General features: G+C 70.7%; 20 protein-coding genes. 10 read left to right on the top strand and 10 right to left on the bottom strand.

Annotation, left to right across the window (positions count from 1 at the left end):
* Positions 1-6: 6 nt before the first annotated feature.
* Positions 7-1119 carry a PucR family transcriptional regulator gene (locus tag CRYAR_RS14755; RefSeq protein WP_035851345.1) on the bottom strand — a complete coding sequence of 371 codons (1113 nt, stop codon included), beginning with the start codon at positions 1117-1119 and terminating at the stop codon, positions 7-9.
* Between the two features lie 107 nt (positions 1120-1226).
* Here CRYAR_RS14755 and CRYAR_RS14750 point away from each other — a divergent pair, with 107 nt between their 5' ends.
* The 3 genes from CRYAR_RS14750 (at position 1227) to CRYAR_RS14740 (ending at position 5454) form a co-directional block, all read left to right on the top strand.
* Complete coding sequence (locus CRYAR_RS14750) at positions 1227-1691, top strand: VOC family protein (RefSeq protein WP_035851343.1); 465 nt, start codon at positions 1227-1229, stop codon at positions 1689-1691.
* Positions 1692-2404: 713 nt separating this feature from the next.
* Complete coding sequence (locus CRYAR_RS14745) at positions 2405-3235, top strand: hypothetical protein (RefSeq protein WP_157017677.1); 831 nt, start codon at positions 2405-2407, stop codon at positions 3233-3235.
* Positions 3232-5454 (top strand): DEAD/DEAH box helicase, encoded by a 2223-nt coding sequence (locus CRYAR_RS14740; protein ID WP_157017675.1) that lies wholly within the window; start codon positions 3232-3234, stop codon positions 5452-5454. The genes CRYAR_RS14745 and CRYAR_RS14740 overlap by 4 nt, the downstream gene beginning before the upstream one ends.
* 100 nt (positions 5455-5554) lie before the next feature.
* On the opposite strand, the gene CRYAR_RS14735 is transcribed toward CRYAR_RS14740, so the two are convergent.
* Positions 5555-5971: a nitroreductase/quinone reductase family protein gene (locus CRYAR_RS14735; RefSeq protein ID WP_035851337.1), complete on the bottom strand. Its 417-nt coding sequence runs from the start codon at positions 5969-5971 to the stop codon at positions 5555-5557.
* Positions 5972-6161: 190 nt separating this feature from the next.
* Positions 6162-6728, bottom strand: a complete 567-nt coding sequence (locus tag CRYAR_RS14730; protein ID WP_035851335.1) for a TetR/AcrR family transcriptional regulator — start codon at positions 6726-6728, stop codon at positions 6162-6164.
* 116 nt (positions 6729-6844) lie between these two features.
* On the opposite strand from CRYAR_RS14730, the gene CRYAR_RS14725 reads away from it, so the two are divergent.
* The 3 genes from CRYAR_RS14725 (at position 6845) to CRYAR_RS14710 (ending at position 11993) form a co-directional block, all read left to right on the top strand.
* A complete protein-coding gene (locus tag CRYAR_RS14725; protein ID WP_035851333.1) occupies positions 6845-7798 on the top strand; it encodes a ketopantoate reductase family protein in 954 nt (317 codons plus the stop codon).
* A 411-nt stretch (positions 7799-8209) separates the two neighbouring features.
* The gene (locus tag CRYAR_RS14715; RefSeq protein WP_035851329.1) at positions 8210-8809 is read left to right on the top strand and encodes a CHAP domain-containing protein; all 600 of its coding nucleotides are present in this window, start codon (positions 8210-8212) and stop codon (positions 8807-8809) included.
* Between the two features lie 64 nt (positions 8810-8873).
* Positions 8874-11993 carry an AfsR/SARP family transcriptional regulator gene (locus CRYAR_RS14710; RefSeq protein ID WP_035862535.1) on the top strand — a complete coding sequence of 1040 codons (3120 nt, stop codon included), beginning with the start codon at positions 8874-8876 and terminating at the stop codon, positions 11991-11993.
* Here CRYAR_RS14710 and CRYAR_RS14705 read toward each other — a convergent pair.
* Complete coding sequence (locus tag CRYAR_RS14705) at positions 11949-12731, bottom strand: SDR family oxidoreductase (protein ID WP_035851327.1); 783 nt, start codon at positions 12729-12731, stop codon at positions 11949-11951. The two genes, CRYAR_RS14710 and CRYAR_RS14705, sit on opposite strands and share 45 nt — an antisense overlap.
* A gap of 17 nt (positions 12732-12748) precedes the next feature.
* Here CRYAR_RS14705 and CRYAR_RS14700 point away from each other — a divergent pair, with 17 nt between their 5' ends.
* Positions 12749-13297, top strand: coding sequence for a maltokinase N-terminal cap-like domain-containing protein (locus CRYAR_RS14700; RefSeq protein ID WP_035851325.1), 549 nt, complete (start codon positions 12749-12751; stop codon positions 13295-13297).
* Here CRYAR_RS14700 and CRYAR_RS14695 read toward each other — a convergent pair.
* Complete coding sequence (locus CRYAR_RS14695) at positions 13286-13552, bottom strand: helix-turn-helix domain-containing protein (RefSeq protein WP_035851323.1); 267 nt, start codon at positions 13550-13552, stop codon at positions 13286-13288. The genes CRYAR_RS14700 and CRYAR_RS14695 overlap by 12 nt on opposite strands.
* A 66-nt stretch (positions 13553-13618) precedes the next feature.
* Here CRYAR_RS14695 and map point away from each other — a divergent pair, with 66 nt between their 5' ends.
* Positions 13619-14401 (top strand): type I methionyl aminopeptidase, encoded by a 783-nt coding sequence (gene map, locus CRYAR_RS14690; RefSeq protein ID WP_035851321.1) that lies wholly within the window; start codon positions 13619-13621, stop codon positions 14399-14401.
* Between the two features lie 28 nt (positions 14402-14429).
* Positions 14430-15713 (top strand): PQQ-dependent sugar dehydrogenase, encoded by a 1284-nt coding sequence (locus CRYAR_RS14685; protein ID WP_035851319.1) that lies wholly within the window; start codon positions 14430-14432, stop codon positions 15711-15713.
* Here CRYAR_RS14685 and CRYAR_RS14680 read toward each other — a convergent pair.
* Positions 15692-16132, bottom strand: coding sequence for an iron chaperone (locus CRYAR_RS14680; RefSeq protein ID WP_035851317.1), 441 nt, complete (start codon positions 16130-16132; stop codon positions 15692-15694). The genes CRYAR_RS14685 and CRYAR_RS14680 overlap by 22 nt on opposite strands.
* A 211-nt stretch (positions 16133-16343) precedes the next feature.
* Positions 16344-16805: an RICIN domain-containing protein gene (locus CRYAR_RS14675; protein ID WP_051570216.1), complete on the bottom strand. Its 462-nt coding sequence runs from the start codon at positions 16803-16805 to the stop codon at positions 16344-16346.
* A 282-nt stretch (positions 16806-17087) separates the two neighbouring features.
* On the opposite strand from CRYAR_RS14675, the gene CRYAR_RS14670 reads away from it, so the two are divergent.
* Complete coding sequence (locus tag CRYAR_RS14670; protein WP_035851316.1) at positions 17088-17513, top strand: hypothetical protein; 426 nt, start codon at positions 17088-17090, stop codon at positions 17511-17513.
* 10 nt (positions 17514-17523) lie between these two features.
* Here CRYAR_RS14670 and CRYAR_RS14665 read toward each other — a convergent pair whose 3' ends face one another.
* From CRYAR_RS14665 to CRYAR_RS14655, 3 genes are read right to left on the bottom strand one after another with little or no spacing between them, the layout of a single operon-like run.
* The gene (locus CRYAR_RS14665; protein ID WP_035851314.1) at positions 17524-18642 is read right to left on the bottom strand and encodes a M50 family metallopeptidase; all 1119 of its coding nucleotides are present in this window, start codon (positions 18640-18642) and stop codon (positions 17524-17526) included.
* A gap of 23 nt (positions 18643-18665) precedes the next feature.
* Positions 18666-19388: a maleylpyruvate isomerase family mycothiol-dependent enzyme gene (locus CRYAR_RS14660; RefSeq protein WP_035862515.1), complete on the bottom strand. Its 723-nt coding sequence runs from the start codon at positions 19386-19388 to the stop codon at positions 18666-18668.
* Positions 19388-19594, bottom strand: coding sequence for a DUF4287 domain-containing protein (locus CRYAR_RS14655; protein WP_035851312.1), 207 nt, complete (start codon positions 19592-19594; stop codon positions 19388-19390). Before CRYAR_RS14655 ends, CRYAR_RS14660 begins: the two co-directional genes overlap by 1 nt.
* Between the last annotated feature and the right edge of the window lie 83 nt (positions 19595-19677).

Raw genomic sequence — 19677 nt, 5'->3', positions numbered from 1 at the left:
CGCAGCTCACCCGGTGTGCGCTGACACCCCGAGGGCGAAACTCACCTCGACGATCGTCTCGGTGGAGTCGAGCGAGCGGCCGGTGAGCTCCTCGAACCGGCGCAACCGGTACCGCAGCGTGTTCACGTGCACCGGGATCACCCGGGCCGCCCTGGGCACGTTCCGATCCTCCGCGAGGTACGCCGCCACCGCCTCGAGGATCAGCGCACCGAACGGGCCCTGCGCGGCCACCGGGTCGAGGTAGCGCGCCCGGAGCATCCCGTTGACCTCACCGGCGTGGGCGGCGGCCGCGCGCCAGCTCAGGTCCTCCAGCGCGTGCGTCCCGGTGAGCCCGAGCCGGGTGCCCGCGGTGAGCACGGTGTGCGCCGACCGGAACGACCGGGCGAGCTCTGGCAGCGGCACGGACGGGCCCAGCGCGATCAGCACGTCGTCGCCCACCGCGTCCGGGCGGAACGGCAGCACGCCGACGCACTGCGTGCCGATCGCCGCCAGCACGCTCACCCCGGGGTGCCGCGCGGCCTGGCGCTGGAGTTCACGCAGCTGCGGTGCGACGTCGCCGCGCAACGGCAGCGCACGCACCGCGCGGTAGGACACGGTCGGGTCGAGCAGCAGCGCCGACGCGGCGACCTCGAGGTCACCGTCGCTCAACGTCGCGTCCAGGAGGCCGAGCAGGAACTGCTGCGCCCGCCGGGCCTGCTCCAGCGCGCCCTCGATGTCCGACTGCCGGTAGATGCCGACGACGTTCGCGGTGTACGCGTCGCTGTAGGCCCACAGCAGCGTGACGACCGCGAGCGCGTCGATGCCGAGGTCGAGCACCGCGTCCCGGATCGCGCCGGTCGTGAAGCGGAACGCGTGCATGATGTCGTGGATCGGCACGCCCTGCTTGGCCCGCGCCCGCGAGGACTCCTCCGCCTGCGTGATGCTCGCGGGCGGCGGCACGGTGCCGGTCCGGATCAACCGGCAGACGTCCGCGACGATCTCGCGCACCGACGCCTCGACGTCGGCCCGCGGCACGTTCTCGTACGACGGTATGTGCGCGACGATCTCTCCGTAGACGGCCGGCGCGAGCAGGTCGGCCCGGTCGTGGAGAGCGTCGGCGAGGAGTTCCCGCTGGTCCACGGCTCGACTCTACGGCCGGCCCGGTCGTGCGCGGCGACAATAATCGGGGTCGGGACCTGGAGCGGCGGACGATGACCGGCGGCGAGGCCGCTTCCTAGCGTCGGGCCATGCCACTTCCGAAGAACCCGCCGCGCAACCCCGACTCGCCGTTCGCCTCGGTCCGCCCGCACCACACCGCGATCCGCTACCCCGACTTCGAGGACGCGCGCTCGTTCTGGGTCGACAAACTCGACTGGCGCGTGCTGCAGACCTGGCCCTACGGCGACCTCACGCTCGCCTACGTCCTGCCGCCCGACCACGACGATTTCCACCTGGAGATCCTGGCCGGCCCCGGCGCCACCACCCAGACCGTCTTCGACGACGTCGACGCGAGCCTCGGCGAAAGCGGCTTCAACCACGTCTGCCTGGAGGTGCGGAGCGTCGACGCCACCCTCGCCGAACTCCGCGCGCGCGGAGTCGACATCGTGAACGAACCGTTCGAGATCGCCGACATCAGCGCCCGGCTGGCGTTCTTCCGCGATCCCTGGGGCAACATGTTCGAGCTCTCCGAGCGCGCCGTTCTTCCTCGCTGAACCAGAGGGCCGATGGGACACCCCGCGGGCACTACACGGGACGACCACGCCGATCGAGGTATTCGTCGACGACCCCGACCCCCGCTGAACGCCGCCGCACGCCCTGAGGAACCATCGCCAGGGCGGCTTCATCGATCCCTTCGGCCACTTCTGGCTCGTCGGCGACAAGTCCCCGTGTCAACGTCATCCCTGAGGGACGCCAGAACTCCGCGCGTGCGGCGGAGAAGAATGCATGCCTGACGCACTAAGGGCCGGGAAGCCGCGCTTCCCGGCCCTCAGTGTTGTCCGGTCGCCGCCGCCGAACGGACCATACGGACGCCCACTGTGTGCCCTCGGGTACACCGAAGACGCCGCCGTCGGCCTTGCTCGATCCAGCGGCCAGAACCATTCAGGCAGTGGTCAGCATGCGCCGATGAGAATTCGCGCATCAACCCTTCCACCCCCGATGGACCCGACCTGATGAATCGGCGATCATCACATGCACTCATACCGATGAGCGAACGATCAGGAGCGAACCAGTAGCGACCTGCGACGAATTCAGGTCGGAACCGGACGTCGAGCCGCAGCAATGTCCCTTGTACTCGAGCACGGCAACCGTAGCCCGAACGGTGCCGGTTGTTCAGCCGAGCAGACAGTAGAAGCAGCGGTAACGAGCGGGCGCCCACAGATCCGTTACCTTGCCATTGAGAGGCGCTGCTCTTTCAGGGGGAACGATGACCGAGCACTATGTGGAGTACTGCGAGATCAATAGAGAACATCCGTTACGCCAAGGCGACATACTTGAAGCAACGGCAGCAGCCGCGCTTCCGTGGAACAGACATCTCTTTGTCGTCACCGCTGACTGCGATTTCGCACATACGAAGCATCAGGGTCGCGTGACCTGCATCCCGCTGCTGCGAGCAGAGGAATATCTATTACTTTTGCAGGTCCCCAAAATGCGCGAGCGGCTGATCAAGGGACCACTCAAGGATCTCAGAGCGGTTTTCGATACAGTTGGCCGAACCTCGATCAGCGATCGCCGCGCGCGGGAGTGGGCCAGCGAGCAGAGCACGGCCGCGATCGTCACCACCCTCGGCTTGGACGGGCAGGAGTCAGCCCGGGCGCAGTCCGCTATCGATGCGATCCGCCTCATGGACGCACCGGTAGAGAGCCTGCGGGCGGCGGTAGCGACTCTGGTTGAGGCACAGGTACTCGAAGCCGGCCAGTCGAAGCGCGACAAGGTGGCCAGATCCATCATCTCTGAGCTCAGGCAAGTGTACAAAAGCCCCCCGGGCGACGCCCTGTTCCTCGGTGCAATTGCCCCGGCACACGAAGATGGATACTTCGCCTATCTGCGACACATCGAGCAGATCTGGGAACCGCAGATCGTGCTCAGCGCAGCTCGGCAACAAGCGTCGTATCGCCGGATTTCCCACCTGAAAGACAAGTTCACCCACGCCCTCGTCCAACGATTTGCCCTCGTTTTCATGTCGATCGGACTGCCTGACGAATACGAGGAGATGCGCGACTTTCATTCCGTCGTATTGGGGGACAGTCTGCAATGAAGCCATTGATCATGACTGTTGCCGCAGCCGGCGAGATCGCGAGCGGGCTCAGCCCCGATGCCATTCCGTCATCAGCACGCCTCTTCGTATCAAACCAGCCAAGTGTGGACATTCTGCTCGCCGCAGGCGACGGCGAGGATGCCCAGCGGATCATCGTGATGCGTAGCGAGAACGACGCGGAGCTCATTGTTCCTGAGCACCTGTCGACCAGGCGATCCGACGTCGTCAGCCGCATGACGAACTTCGCCGAGCGGGCCCGCACACCAGGACCGCTGTCGTTACCCACCCACTGGCACCAGTACAAGCACAACAGGTACATCGCCTTTTTTGCCGTGCCGCCCCCCGAGGTGAACCGGAGCCGGTGGATCGCAGAGGTGCTGTCCAACAAGAGATCAGATGTGGTCTTCTGGGCCGCGACCACGTCGAAGCGCGAAGTACAACTGGAGGAATTCGAGGCAGCTAACGCTGTCGAACTCCCGGACTTCGACGAAGAATGGTCCATCGCATTCGCCGCCGCAGCTGCGCACTTCGAGCAGGAGCGTCGTACCGAGCCGGTCGACGTCGAAGTTCGGCTCCGGATACGAGAGAATTCGGTCGCGAAGGGCTGGTCCTACGAGCAATGGATGGAGGCGGTCGACGACGACCAGCGAGCGTTCATCACCGCCGACCCGGGCAAGTCGATCCGACTGCGTGGGCCCGCCGGCTCCGGGAAAACGATCACGCTCACCCTGAAGGCAATTCGGGAGATGCTCCGCGCGAAGGAGCGCAACGAGGATATCCGGGTCCTGGTGGCGACGCACAGCTGGTCGATCGCCACCGAGATCGATCAGATCGTCGACGCCATGGGGTTCGGTTCGACTCCTGAACTCGATGTGTTTCCGCTGTTGGAGGTCGCGCAGAACATGGCGCCGATCTATTCCGAGAACGGTGCTGGTTCGAGCCTGGTCGGCGACGACAGCTACAGCGGCAAGCGTGAACAGCTCGACCAGATTCGCGAGGTTCTCGCCGACTTCACGTCAGGGGACTGGATCACCTACCGAGACGCCACGAGCGAAGCATTGAGATCGCGGTTGGATTCGTCCGAACCGACCCACCGGACTGCACTCGCGTGGGATCTCCTCGTTGAATTCGGCTCGGTACTCGGCGCTGCCCGTATCTGGCCGGGAGCAGGTTCGGATCTCCGTTACTACAAAGTTCCACGCGCGGCCTGGATGCTCCCCTTGGCCGGCCGAGCGGACATGCGAGTGGTCTACGAGATCTACTGCCGACACATGGCTAGTCTGGACGAACGTCAGCTCGTGACGTCCGATCAAGTGTTGTCGGACTTCTTGGGTTTTCTACAAAGCCGGAATTGGAACCGCTTGCGGCGTTCACACGGCTACGACCTCGTCTTCGTGGATGAGTTTCATTACTTCAATCCGCTTGAGCGGCAGGTCCTCCACTACCTGACGCGCGATGTCGCGGTGTACCCCAAAATTTTCATGGCGATGGATCCTCGACAGTCGCCGTCTCTGGACTTTCTCGGGTCGGCCGCCGATCAAACTACGTCTCTCGGCGAGAGCGACTCACCGGACGATGACCAGGTCGCCAACTTCGAACTCACTTCAGTGCATCGCTTCACGCCACAAATCCTCACCCTGGTGAAACATATCCACCACAACTTCCCGACCTTCGACCTGGGTCAGGACTGGGACATAGATTTTGCTGGGATCGAGTCGGCTCGATCGGCCGGTTCACTACCGGTGCTCATCTCATGCGGCACGCGAGCGGCCGAAGAGATCGACATCTATCGCGCCGTCCGCGACCTGTATTCCCATGGTCGGATCGCGGTCGCCGTGGTGGACACCCGGCAGTGGGACAGGTTCAGCGCACTCGCCGCGCGCCTACGCCAGGGAAAGTTTCATGTCTCGATCATCACCAGCCAGGCCGACACCGATTCACTGCGCAACCGCCATCACGGCGTGGTGGTGGGACCTGCGGAGTATCTGGCCGGACTTCAGTTCCCCTCCGCGATCGTCGCCGGCATCCCGGAGATAAGCGCCGATCCGCAGGCGGTCATGGAAAGAACCCGCTTTCTCTCGCTTCTCTATCTCGCTATCAGCAGGGCCGAGGAGAAGGTGCACATTCTGGTCAACGACGACGACGGGGGCGCTCCCGGCGTCCTAAGGGATGCCGCCGACAAAGGTTTGGTGGTGGCCGCGCGAGGGAGCGAGGTCTAGGCCTGGCACGAGATCGGGCGCCTCGGCCCGACCGGGACGGCCGGTGCGCCGAAGGCCAGGAAGCGTGTGCTCCCTGGCCTTCAGTACCGACTCGGGCGTCTCAGCGCACCGTGACCACGGCCACCGGGAACTTCCGGTCGGTCTTGGTCTCGTAGTCGGCAGCGTCCGGCCAGTACTCACGCCACACGCCGTAGAGCTTCTCCCAGTCGTCGTCACGGCCGGGACGGACCACCCGGACGTCCGCCTGCACGGTCCGGGAGCCGAGCTCGACCGTGACCGGGCCGTCGACCGCCTCCAGGTTCGCCACCCACTGCGGGTCCTCGGGCACGCCGCCCCCGGACCCGCACACGATGTACGAGCCCTCGAACGGGGCTGCTACCAGCGGGTTCACGAAGTTCTTCCCGGACTTGCGGCCGGGCGTGTGCAACAGGAGGGTCTCCTTGCCCTCCCAGTGGCCGCCGAGCACGCCGTCGTTCGCCCGGAAGTTCTCAATCACCGTGTCATTGAACGAAGCCATGGCAGTCACGCTAGTGGACACTTCAACCGTTGCCGCGACGGTGGCCGCGCATCAGTGGGGCGGGCGCCCGGTTAGGGGTCGTCGGTGCGCCCGCAGATGTCGTACGGCCGCCTCGGTCAGCGGGTCGACGACCAGCCGGCGGACCTCGGCGACAGAGCCGGGTGCGGCCGACGCCGACCCGCCCGGCTCGTCACGCGCGGCGGCGCAGTCCGTCGACCACGAGGGTCACGGTGCCGTCCGCGTCGTCCCGGGAGCCCGGCTCGCTGCACGCCGTGCAGATGCCCTGCAAGGCCATCATCACCGCGCCGGCGCCCACGTCGTCGCGGATGGTGCCTTCCTCGACGCCCGCGGCCAGCAGGTCGGCGATGGTCCGGTCCAGTTCCCGGCCGCCGTCGGCGAGTGCGTCCGAACGCGAGGCCATCAGGGTGGCGAGCGTGCGAGCCAGGCCCTGGTGGGTGTGCAGATGACTCACGAAGCCACGCAGGAAGGCCGCGAGCGCCTCCGCCGCGGGGAGCGTGGCACGGAGCTCGCCGGCACGGGCGCACATCGCGGCCAGTTCTTCCCGGTAGACCGCCTCGGCCAGCGCCGCGCGGGTAGGAAAGTGCCGGTAGAGCGTGCCCGTGCCCACGCCGGCCAGCCGGGCGAAGTCGTCGAAGCGCAGGTCGAAACAACCGTCGGCGAACAGCTCACGGGCCTTGGCGAGCAGGGCGTCACGGTTGCGTCTGGCGTCGGCACGCAACGGCTTGGCGGCGGTCACCCGGAGCCTCCTTTGACAACTGGAGATCGTCTCCATATCTTGAAAGTGGAGACGATCTCCAATTATAGGCGACCTCGTCGGCGGCGACCGGTCGACCAGAGCCGTGAGGTGCGCGTGTGAAGATCCTGATGTTCGGCCGGGGCGTCATCGCCGTGGCATACGGGTGGGCGTTGGAGCGGGCCGGGCACGACGTCGAGTTCTACGTCCGTCCCGGTCGAGCCGCGACGTACGGACCGACCGTCGACCTCGAACTGATCGACACGCGGCGCCGGCTCCGCGGCCGACGCGTCGCCGAGACGTGGCCGGTGCGTTACCGCGAATCGCTGGAGCCGGACCACGACTTCGATCTGATCGTGGTGAGCGTGCAGCACTACAGCTTCGCCGAGGCGATGTCGTTCCTGGCGCCGCGCGTCGGCAAGGCAACCGTGCTCGTCTTCAACAACCTGTGGGTCGAGCCGTCGGCCGCGGTCGGCGCCCTGCCCGCCGACCAGGTGACCTGGGGTTTTCCCGGCGCCGGTGGCGGCTTCGGCGACGACGGCGTACTGCGGGCCGCCCTACTGCCCGTGGTCTTCTTCGGCACCCTCGGCGGACCGCCGAGCGAGCGGGCACAAGCCGTGCGCACGGCGTTCCGCCGGGCCGGGTTCAGAATCCAGGAGAACGACGACTTCCGCGGCTGGTTGACGATCCACTTCATCCAGAACGCGGGCCTGCACACGCAGAGTCTGAAACTGGGCTCCCTCGCCGAACTGGCCGGGAAACCACGCCACGTCCGCGAGGCGATCCTCGCCACCCGCGAACTACTGCCCCTCGCCGAGGCACGCGGCGTCGACCTGCGCCGGCATCGCAGCGAAGTGCTGCTGTTCACCGTGCCGGTCCGGCTGGCCGCGCCGGTACTCAGCTGGGTCTTCGGTCACGTCCCGCCGATGCGGACGGTGATGGAGGCGCACGCCAATCCGGAGGAACTGCGCGCGGTGTGCCGCGACACCCTGGCCGAGGCGCGACGCCTGGGCGTGCCGGTGCCCCGATTGGAGGCCGCCGAGCCCTACTTCGCGGCCGAGCAGAGTATTTGAGGACACGGCCGTGGTCGTAGGCCGACCCGTGATCACGCTCAAGCCGCCGGATCGGCGATAGGGCAGAAGCCGTGGCGCCGGTCGGTGCGACCGCCTACCGTTCAGAGAAACGGACGACCGTCGACCGACGGCGAGGAGGCCACATCATGCGCAGGGTTGTCCTGCGGTGGGTGATCGCCGCGGCCTTTGCTGCTCTGACGCTGCTCGTGTCCGGCGGCGTCGCCGAAGCCGGCCTGCGGATCAACACGAACTGACCGCGCTCCACGGCGGGCCGGACACGGCGATCGCGCAGTTCCCAGCGCCCGTGCCCGCTTTGTCCATGAAGGATTGCGTGCGTACTCCTCCCAGGTGATAGTCCCCCGGTCGGGGCTCGGTCATCGCGCCCCGGATTCGATCGAGGGGGGAACAACGATGCGGCCCACCAGCCGAAGTACACGCTTCTCCGCACTGCTCACCGCGGTGCTCGTCGGCCTGTCCGTCATGACGGCCGCGAGTGCGGCGCGGGCCCAAGCGCCCGGTGACGACATCCGGCAGCGGATCGCTCAGGCGGCCGTGAGTCAGATCGGCCAGCGCGAGCAGGGCACGAACCTGTATCCGATCCGGTACAAGACCAGTAGCGCGGTGCTGCGACCGGCCGCATGGTGCGGGATCTTCGCGAACTGGAGCTGGCGCCAGGGTGGTGTGACGCTGCGGCCCAACATGTCCGGCCTCGGCGTCGCGCAGGGCCACTGGGCGACGTACTGGCAGGACTGGGGCCGCCGGAACGGACGCTGGAAGCCGATCGCCGCGCGCCGGGCCGCGCTCGGCGACGCGGTCGTCTACGGCAACTACCCGGCGAGCAGGCACGTCGGAATCGTGGTCGGTGTCCGGTACGGCCAGGACGGGCGCGTACGCCAGGTGCGCACGGTCGAAGGCAACCTGCGCGACCAGGTCACCGACACCCGGTGGCGCGACATCACCCGCCTCGGCGGTGGGGGCACGGTCGCGACGGGGTTCGTGTCCCCGATCTGAGCCGAGCGTGTCGCCGGGCGCCGGGAACGACCGGCGCCCGGCCGCGGTGCGCGAAGATCAAAGCGTGCCCCCGCTCCGCATCACGCTGCTCGGCGCGTTCCGGGTGTCCCGCGGCGCCGACGTCGTGCCGGTCGCCGGCGCCCGGCTGCGGAGTCTGCTCGTCCGGCTGGCGCTGGCCGGTGGTCACGCGGTCCCACCGGACACCCTGATCGACGCGGTCTGGGGCGAGGAGCCCCCGTCCGGTGCCGCCGCCGCGCTGCAGAACCTCGTCTCGCGGTTACGCCGGGCACTCCGCACCCCGATCACGGTGACCCCGGCCGGCTACCGCCTGGCCGCCGACCGAGCCGAGACCGGCGGCCCGATCGAAGGCGGCCCGATCGAGGTGGACGCCCTGCGTTTCGAGCTCTCCGCCGCCGCCGGCCGGGCCCACCTGCGAGCCGGGGACCCCGTCGCCGCCCGGGCCGCGCTCGCCGAGGCCGTCACGCTCTGGAACGACCGTCCCGGCGCCGAGCCCGCGGTCGTCGCCGCGGCGGCGCCCGCGGTGGCGACCCGGCTGGCGCACCTGTCGATCGACGTCGTCACCGACCTGGCCGACGTCGAGATCGCCCTGGGCCGGCCCGAGGAGGCCGCCGCCCGGCTGACCGGGCTGCTGGCCGAGCGTCCGGCCCACGAACAGGCCGGCGCGCTGCTCATCGACGCGCTCGCCGCGCAGGGCCGCCGAGCCGAGGCGCTCACCGTCTACGAACGACTGCGTACCCACCTGGTCGACGCGCTGGGCACCGACCCGGGCGCGGCGCTGCGTGAACGCCACGCCCGCCTGCTCGACGTCCGCGAGCAACGGCCGCGCCGGACCCTGCCCGCGTCGACGACCAGCTTCATCGGCCGCGACGACGACCTCGTCCGCATCGGTGACCTGCTCGGCCGCGGGCGGCTGGTCACCGTGCTGGGGCCCGGCGGCGCCGGCAAGACCCGGCTCGCGCTGGAGGCCGCCCGCCGGCACCCCGCCGACGGCGTCCGGTTCGCCGACCTCTCCGCGGTGACCGAGCCGGCCGAGCTCACGGCCGCCGTGCTCGCCGGGCTCGGGGTGCGCGTCGGCCGGAGGCGTTCCGCGGACGACGAGCTGGACGCCCTCGTCGGTGAGCTCGGGGCACCCGGGACGCTGCTGCTCGTCGACAACTGCGAGCACGTGATCGACGCCGCGGCGCACCTCGTCGCCGCGCTGCTGGTGCGCTGCCCCGACCTGCGCGTGCTGGCCACCAGTCGCGAGCCGCTCACGGTCGACGGCGAGATGCTGGTGCCGCTCGGCCCGCTCGCGCTGCCGTCCCCGGACGACCGCCCCGGCCCGGCCCTGGCCACGGCTGCGGTGCGGCTCTTCGCCGAGCGGGCCGCCGCGGTACGCCCCGGCTTCCGGGTCGACGAGGTGACGCGGCCCGATGTCGTGCGTGTGGTGCGGGCGCTGGACGGGCTCCCGCTGGCCCTCGAGCTGGCCGCCGCCCGCCTGCGCACGGTGTCGCTGGCCGACCTGGCCGCCGGGCTGTCCGACCGGTTCGGCCTGCTCGCCACCGGAAGCCGCACCGCGCCGCCCCGGCACCGCACGTTGAGCGCGGTCATCGCCTGGAGCTGGGACCTGCTCGACGAGCACGAGCGCACCGCGGCCGAGCGCGTCTCGATCCTGCCCGGCGGCGTCACGCCGGCCTCGGCCGCGGCGGTGGGCGCAGGACCCGCGCTCCTGCCGACGCTCGTCGACCGGTCGTTGCTGCAGCTGGTACCGGAGACCGGCCGCTACCGCATGCTCGAGACCATCCGCGAGTACGGCACCGGACGCCTGCGTGCCGCCGGAGAGCTCGGTGTGGTCTCCGGCCGCGCCGCCGCGTACTACACCGCGCTGATGGCCCGCCAGGACGCGCTGCTGCGCGGGCCGGACCAGCTCGCGGCGCTGCGGCTGGTCGGAGCCGAGTACGACAACGTGCTCGCGGCCCTGCGTCACCTCTGCGCCGCCGGCGACTCGGCCGGGGCGATCGAGCTCGCGCTCCACCTGACCTGGTACTGGCAGATGTCCGGCCGGCACTCCGACGCCGTCCACTGGCTGGGCGAGGCGCTGGCGGTGCCCGGAGGCGGGCCGAGTCCCGGACGCGACCGCGCGCGAGCCGTGTACCTGTTCCACCGGGCCGACGTCCATTCCGGACTCACCGCGGACGACCGGGCCGAGATGCCGGAGCTGGCCGGCCGGCTGTCGGGCGACCCGGACCTGCCCGGCCACTACCGCGTGATCGGTCCGATCATGCTGTTCCTGCACGACGAGCCGGCCGCGCTCGCGAGCTTCCAACGCCTGGCCGGCGACGACGGATGGCCGGCCGGCCTGGCCCACCTGTTCCTGGCCGAGCTCGCCGAGAACGCGGGCGCACTCGACGAGATGCTCGTGCACGTCGACGCGTCGCTGGAGTGCTTCCGGCGCTCCGGCGACCGGTGGTCGCGCGCCGCGGTGCTGCTGCTGCGCGCCCGGTCACGACGCTACGACGACCTCGACGGCGCGCTCGCCGACCTCCGCGAGGCCCGCGCGATCGCGGACGAGTTCGGGGGGCTCAGCGTCGGCGACCAGATCCACCGCGATCTGCTGGAGAGCGACCTGTACCGGCGCCGGGGCGACGCCGACCGCGCGGCGGCGCTGATCCGCGCGGCCAGGGAACACGCCCCGGCACCGGCTGTGGCGCTGCTCGACGCGCATGAGGCAGCCTTGCTCCTGGACCTCGACCGGGCCCGCGAACTGCTCGCCGACCGCCCCCCGGTCACCGGCACGACCCGCGCGCTGGAGCTGAGAGCAGCGGCGGCGCTCGCCTTGGCGCGGGACGACCGGACCGGTGCGGAGCGCGCGCTGCGGGACGCCGTCGCAGCCGCGTTGGCCACCCGGGAACTGCCGCTCCTGGCGTCGGTGACGGTGACCGCGGCCGAGCTCGCCGCGCGACGCGGGCAGCACCGCGATTCGGCCGTGCTGCTCGGCGTGGCCGCCCGGCTGCGTGGCGCGCCCGACCGCACCGACCCGCAGGTCCGTTCGCTCACCGGCCGCGCCGAATCGGCGCTGGGCGGCCCGGAGTTCGCGGCCGCGTACTCCGAGGGCCGGGCGTCCGGCGTCGAGGCGGTCCTAGCGCGCCAGGAACTCGCGGGCGCCGCGGAGACGGGTGCGTAGGCGGGCCTGGGTGCGGGTGCCGTCCAGGCGGACGTCGAGCGGACCGCTCCCCTGCCGTGCGGTCGGGAGCGCCGCCTCGTCGAGGCCGTCGCGCCGGGCGATCAGCATCCCGAGCTCGTGCCGGCTGAGCGCGTCCGCGCCGGCCACGTGCGCGATTCCGGCGTACGTCGAGCCGGCCAGCTCGAGCAGCGCCGCGGCCAGGTCGGTGACGTGCACGGGGCAGCGGACCGTGTCGGTGTAGAGACCGCCGCTCGCCGTGCCCGCGGCCAGCGCGTGCACGAACTTCTCGTGGCCGGAGTCGCCGTCGCCGAGGATCAGCGAGGTGCGCGCGACGACCGCGTCGGCCACCAGGCCCTTGATCGCGGTCTCGGCCGCCGCCTTGGCCGCGCCGTACGGGGTGACCGGGTCGGGCACGCTGGTCTCGTCGTAGGTGACGTCCCGGCCGGAGAACACCAGGTCGGTGGAGACGTGCACCAGCCGCGCCCCGGTGGCCGCCGCCGCGGCGGCCACGTGCATGGCGCCCTCCGCGGTCGTCACCCAGTCGGCCTGCACGTAGGCGGTGTTGACGACGACGTCGGGGCGCAGTTCCTCGACGAGGCGCAGTACCGCGGCGCGGTCGCGGACGTCGAGCCGGCGGCCCGGCCCACCCGCGCGGAAGTGCGTGGTGACGCTCCGGCCGGCCTGCCGGGCCACCTCGCGGCCCAGGAATCCGCTCCCGCCGATCACCAGAAGAGTCACGCGGCCACACTAGGCAGATGGCGATCGTGCACAACACCACATTGGTCCCGTCGAAGCTCGAGTTGCTCTCCGAGTGGCTCCCCCGGCAGCCCTGGTACCGCGGCTCCGGTACGCCGGGGCTCACCAAGGCCGGCGGGTTCCGGCTCGACGACCCGGCCGGCGAGGTCGGTATCGAGGTCATGGTGGTCGTCGACGCCGCGAGCCCGGACGTGGACGCGTACCTCGTGCCGATGACCTACCGGGCGGCGCCGGCCGACGGTGCGCTGATCGGGACGATGGAGCACGGCGTGCTCGGCACGCGGTACGCGTACGACGGGTTCACCGACCCGGTGCTGCGGGCGGAGCTGGCCGCGCTGGTCCGCGGGGAGGTGCAGCCCCAGGCCCAGTCGGAGAGCGACACCGTCGACCCGACCGTGCGCGTCGGGCTCCGGCCGGCGGTCACGGACGTCGAGATCCACCGCCTGCTGACGACGTCCGAGGCGCCGCCGCAGCCCGGTGAGGTGTCCGTACCCTGGCGCACCGCGGGCGGCGGGTCGGCCCGGGGCGTGGTGGCCCTAGGACGCTAGCTGTTCGCGGCCGGCCCGGTTGATCTCCGACCAGACCGCGTCGAGCGAGAGCCCGAGCACGTCCGCGATCGCGGCGATCGTCGGGAACGCGGGGGTGGCCACCCGGCCCGACTCGATCTTGCGCAGGGTCTCCGGCGACACCCCCGCGTCCAGCGCGGTGTGCAGCATCGACCGCTCCCCCCGCGCGGTGCGCAGGAGAGCGCCGAGGCGCTGACCGCGTTCGACCTCTTCGGGCGTGAGTGGCAGCCTGACCATGCTGCCGATTCTAATACCGGGATACTATGGCCGGGATAGTTATTGGTAGCACGAGTTAGGCGTCGCATGATCGAGATCCTGAACCTCACCGACCTGCCCCGGGCCCGGGCCGCGGGCGCCCTCGTCGCGAACATCCTGCAGACGATGCGGAGCCGGAGCGAGGTCGGCACGAATCTCCTGGACATCGACCGGTGGACCCAGGACATGATCACCGGGGCCGGCGCGGAGTCCTGCTACGTCGACTACGAGCCGTCGTTCGGGCGCGGGCCGTTCGGCCACTACATCTGCACGTCGGTCAACGACGCCGTGCTGCACGGCAAGCCGCACGACTACACGCTGGCCGACGGCGACCTGCTGACCCTCGACCTCGCCGTCAACCTCGGCGGGATCGTCACCGACTCCGCGATCAGCTTCGTCGTCGGCGAGAAGCGCGCCCCGGAGGACCTGGCGCTCATCGACGCGACCGAGCGCGCGCTGAGCGCGGGCATCGCCGCGGCCCGGCCGGGCGCCCGCATCGGTGACCTCTCGGCCGCGATCGGCGCCGTCCTGAACGCGGCCGGCTACTCGATCAACACCGAGTTCGGCGGGCACGGCGTCGGCTCGACGATGCACCAGGATCCACACATCTCGAACACGGGCCGGGCCGGTCGTGGGTACAAACTGCGCCCCGGGCTGCTGCTGGCGCTGGAGCCGTGGGTCATGGCCGACACCGACAAGCTCGTCACCGACGACGACGGCTGGACGCTGCGCAGCGTGACCGGGTGCCGCACCGCGCACAGCGAGCACACGATCGCGATCACCGAGGAGGGCGCGGAGATCCTCACCCGGGTGGGAGAGCGTGGCGTTTAACGTCGGACAAAGCGGTTAAATGGTGTAAATGATCACCTCGGTCGGACGCGTGGTGGTAGCTGCCGGGCTCGCTTTCGTCGCAGCCGTCCCCGACGCTGAGTCACCCCGCGTCGAGACATCCGGTGCGCTCACCCCGACGATCGTGCGGACGCTCCCCGGCACCGCCTCGGCGCCGTTCGACCGGGTCCGGCGGCTCCAGGCGCCGCCCGGCTGGACCGTGACCGTGTGGGCCCGGGTGCCGAGCGCCCGCCTGCTGGCCTGGACCCCGGACCGCCGCCTGCTGGTGTCCCGGCCCGAGTTCGGCGACGTCGTCGCGCTCACGCCCGGACGCTCGGCACCCACCCGGCGCACCCTGGTCAGCGGCCTGAACAAGCCGCACGGCCTCGCGTTCGCCGGCTCGACGCTCTACGTCGCCGAGAGCGACCAGGTCGACGCCTTCACCTACCGGGCGGGGGCGCTCACCGGCAAGCGGGTGGTCGTCGACGACCTGCCCGACGACCGGAGCCCCGAGCTGCGGGGCCAGTACTCGCACGAGCTGAAGAGCGTCGCGGCCGGTCCGGGCGGAGCGCTGTACGTGTCGGTCGGCTCGACCGGCAACATCTCCGCCGCCGACCGGAGCGCCCACCCGGAGCGCGCCACGATCCTCCGGGCCGTGCCCGGTGGACGGCCGACGGTCTTCGCCCGTGGTGTCCGCAACGGCACCGGCCTGGCGATCGCCCCCGACGGCGCGGTGTGGACCGCGGTCAACAGCCGGGACCAGGTCGCGTACCCGCACGACCGGGACCTCGACGGCGACGGCCGCTCCGACCTCGGCGCGGTGCTCCAGGAGTACGTCAACGACCACCCGTTCGAGCCGCTCGCCCGGCTCACCCGGGGCCGTGACCTGGGGTGGCCCTACTGCAACCCGGAACCGGGCCCCGGCTACACGCGCCGGCCGTTCGTCCGGGACGTCCAGACCAACCCGGACGGCGCGAAGCTCGACTGCGCGTCGCTCCCACCCGTCGAACAGGGCGTCGGTGCGCACTCCGCGCCGCTCGGCCTGAGCTTCGCGCCGGAGGTGGGAGATCTCGGGCCGGGTGCTCTGCTCGGCCTGCACGGCTCGTGGAACCGCACGCCGCCCCGGGCGCCGGAGGTGTCGTTCTTCGCCTGGCGCGGCGGGACGCTCGGCGCCCAGCAGACCCTGCTGACCGGCTTCCAGCTGCCCGACGGGTCGCGGTGGGGCCGCCCGGTGATGGCCGTGCGGGGCCCCGACGACGCGCTCTACGTCAGCGACGACAAAGCCGACGCGATCTATCGCGTCACCGCGCGCTGAACCAGCTCGACGACCTGCTTCTCGACCACCGGAGTCCAGGCCCGCAGCGCGTACGACGTGGGCCAGAGGTCGCCGTCGTCGAGGTTCGCCGGGTCCTGGAAGCCCAGCGTCGCGTAGCGGTAGTTGAACTTGCCCGCGTCCTGGAAGAACAGCACGATCTTGCCGTCCTCGTTGGCGTACGCGGGCATGCCGTACCAGGTCTTCGGCGTGAGCTGGGGTGCGGTGGCGGTGACCACCACGTGCACCCGCTCCGCGAGCGCGCGGTCGCCGGGCGCCATCGTCTCGACGCGGTCGAGCACGGCCTGCAGACCGTCGGCCTTCTTCGCGCCCTTGCGGCCCTCGGCGCGCAGCTCGGCGGTGCGCTCCTTCATCGCCGCGCGCTCCTCGGCGGTGAATCCGTCGGTCGGGGTGGTCGCCATGGTGTGCTCCTCGTGGTCGGTGTGCCTGGAACGCTAGGCGTCCGGCCCGACCGGATGCTTCTTGATTCCTGACCGCCTGGCCTCGGCCCCGGCGGCCGGCTCGATGCGTCCGCCGCCGGACCGGCTGACCGCGAAGCGGGTCGACGCGCCGAGCCCGGAACGCGCCGGGAGCAGCCGGCGGCGAGGGCTGCTCCCGGGGTGGGCGGCCGCGTCAGTACCGGCCGGTGGCCGGGGTCCAGCGCTGGTAGCTGCCCCCGTTGCAGCCCAGCGTGTACGCCCGTCCCTCGGTGTTGCTGTCGAGACAGAAGCCGGTCGCGAGGTTGCGCAGCGTCACCTGGCTGCCGTGCCGGGTCCGGGTCCACACCTGGTAGTTCCCGCCGTTGCAGCCGAGCGTGTACACCCGCCCCTCGGTGTTGCTGTCCAGGCAGAAGCCGGTCGCGAGGTTCCGCAGCGTGACGCCGCCGTCGGCGGAGCCCAGCACCCACTTCTGGAAGCTGCCGCCGTTGCACCCGAGCGTGTACGCGCGGCCCTCCCCGTTGCTGTCGAGGCAGAAGCCGGTCGCGAGGTCGCGGTAGGTCGTGTACGTCCCGGCGACCGCGGCACTCGGAACCGCCGCCGCGACCGCGACGCCGGCCAGCACTCCGCCGACGACACACCGCGTAGAGATCTTCATGATTCCCCCTGGTAGTTAAGGCCTACATAGCGGGATTATGGCATTTTGAAGGCATTCGTGTTACTCCGGTCCATCAGGCACAACCGAGAGCGACTGCTCGATATACGCCCAGTTTGTCCATATAAGACCGGCAGAAAATTGTTTCGGATTTATCATCCCGAAGCGGACCCTAAGAGTCTCTGAACAGGCCGTTCGGCCCTCGCGGGAGGCGGCGAACAGCGTTTAGGCTGCCCGGCCATGATGTCGATGTTGTCATCCGGTCCTTCTGCGACGCGCAGACGCTTGGCGCCACTCTGGGTCGGCCTCGCAGTACTCGTCGTGCTCGTCGTCGCCGGCGCCGCGGTCTTCTTCGCGACCAGCGGTGACGCGGGCGCCTCCGCCGCCGACAACGGCAAGAGACGCAGCGCCGCCGAGCTGGCCCGCAAAGGCCTGAACTGCATGCAGACGACTCCGGTCACGCAGGGCGTCGCGCCGGCGCAGGAGCGGGTGAAGTGCCAGACCGGCGGCGGTGGCGACGCGGTCATCTCGACGTTCGACAGCGCGAGCGCGGCCCGCAAGGACGCCGAGCAGGCCTTCGCGAAGCTCTCGAGCACCGCGAAGAAGGATCGAGGCCTGGTGTTCGGCTCCTACTGGACCGTCAGCTGCTCGTTCCGGCAGGTCTGCGAGGGCGCCCGCGACTACCTCGACGGCGAGATGATGTCCGACTGAGGCCTGCGCCTCAGAGCAGGACCGGGTTCACGACGTCGGCGGCGACCGTGAGCAGGCTGAAGGCGGCGAAGATCAGGATGGCCACGTAGGTGATCGGGGCCAGCCTGAGGTAGTCGACCTGGCCCGGGTCGGGGCGGCGGAGGCGGGCGTAGAGCCAGGAGCGCCCCCGCTCGAACCACCAGACCGAGACGTGCCCGCCGTCCAGCGGCAGCAGCGGCACCAGGTTGAACGCCGCCAGGAAGAAGTTCAGGCCGGCCAGCAGCAGCACGAACGACGGCCACTCGCCCCGGTCGGCCAGCTGGCCCCCGAGATGGCTCGCGCCCACCATGCTCACCGGAGCCTCCGGGTCACGCTCGTCGCCGGTCAGCGAGTTCCACACCGCGGGCACCCGCTCGGGCAGGTGCACCAGCGCGGCGAACGCCCCGGTGACCATCGTCGCGGTCTGCGTGCCGGTCAGCGCGATCGCGTCCACCGGCCCGGCGGCGCTGCGCGGCACGTCCGCGGTGACGCCGAGCTGCCCGGCGCCGTCCACGAGCGGGATCGCCGCCGACCCGGTGCGGGGCCGGCCGTCGCGCCGGTAGCCGATCTCCAGCGTCCGCCCGCCGGAGGCGCGGACCGCGCGCGTGAACGAATCCCAGCCGCGGATCACCCGCCCGTCGAGCGTCGTGACGACGTCACCGGGCCGCAGGCCCAGCCGCGCGGCGGCGCTCCGGTCGGACACCGTGGCCACGCGCACCGGTTCGCTCTGCAGCCGGTCCGCGTCGGGCAGCGGCGTGAACGCGAACATGCCCCAGATCAGGACGGTTCCGAACGCGACGTTCGCGGCCACCCCCGCGGTCATCACGACCGTGCGCTTCCACAGCGGGAACCGCCACATCGCGCGCGGATCGTCGTCGGACTCGTCGAACTGCCTGACCATGCCGACGATCGACACGAACGCCCCGGCGGGGATCGCCTTGACGCCGTACTCGATCCCGCCCCGGCGGAACGACCCGAGCGTCCGCCCGTACCCGACGAAGAACCGCGTGACCTTCATGCCGAACATGCGGGCGGCACCGAGATGACCGGCCTCGTGCAGGACCAGGGAGAGCAGGATGCCCAGCGCGAACAGCGCGACGCCGACGACCATCACCGGACCGTAGCGGACCGGCGCTAGAAGGGCGTGCGGTCCAGCCAGGAACGCCAGACCGGCTCGGCGCCGAACAGCTCCACCGTGGAACCCACGTCGCGGCGGCGGGTGATCGCCAGCAGGAGGTCGGTGGCCGGACCGCGGAGCGCGACCGTGGCCTTCGCGTGCGCGGGCTCGAACGACAGCCCCGACGCGGTACCGCGCAGCGTCCACTCGGCGTCGGCGTCGGTCGCGTGCAGGTGCAGGCTCTCGCCGTCGGCGAGGGGGCTCCGCCCGCCGGCGACGAGCAGCTCCACCCACTCGGTGACGCCGTCCGCGGCCAGCTCGGGCGCCAGCGTGTAGGGCGCGCCGATCGCGATCGCGGCGTCCGCGCGGTGCACCGTCGACTCGTGCAGCCGGCGGCGGATCCACCACGACGCCGGCCGCGGCCCCACCGCGGTCCAGACGAGGACGTCCGGATCGGGGGCCACCGCGTCGAGCAGGATCGAGCCGCCACCGGCGACCCACTCCAGTGCCCCGTCGTCGTCGGCCGGCGGTTTGCCGCCCTCCACGGCGCGTGGGTCGATCGGTTCGTCCCGGCGCTCCCGGACGATCTGCGCAGCCCAGCGGTGCCCGCGCCCGAGGTGGCGGAGCAGCTGGGTCAGCGACCAGCCCGGGCACGTCGGCACCGGGGCGGTGAGGTCGGCGCCCCGCAGCGTGTCGGCGAACCGCCGGTCCTGTTCGGCGAGCGCGACGGCGTGGTCGATCACCGGCGATCCGCCAGCACGTGCGCGACGAGCGCGTTCGCGTGACCGTGCCCCAGGCCGTGCTCGGCCTTCAGCCAGTTCACCAGCTCCATGTGCTTGGTCAGCGGCGAGGCACGGATCAGGTCCTGCCACTCGCTGATCGGCCGGCCGTACTTCTTCTCGATCGACGGGAAGTACGACGCGGGACCTTTGACGGGCTCAGCCATCCCGACACTGTAGCGACTCGGACTCTAGTCCTTTATACGAGTTTATGGCTATTATGTCCGATTGAGGTCAGTGGTGTGCGGGG

It is taken from the genome of Cryptosporangium arvum DSM 44712, from assembly GCF_000585375.1.
Taxonomy (GTDB): domain Bacteria; phylum Actinomycetota; class Actinomycetes; order Mycobacteriales; family Cryptosporangiaceae; genus Cryptosporangium; species Cryptosporangium arvum.
This window is presented reverse-complemented; position numbering and strand designations above follow the sequence as displayed.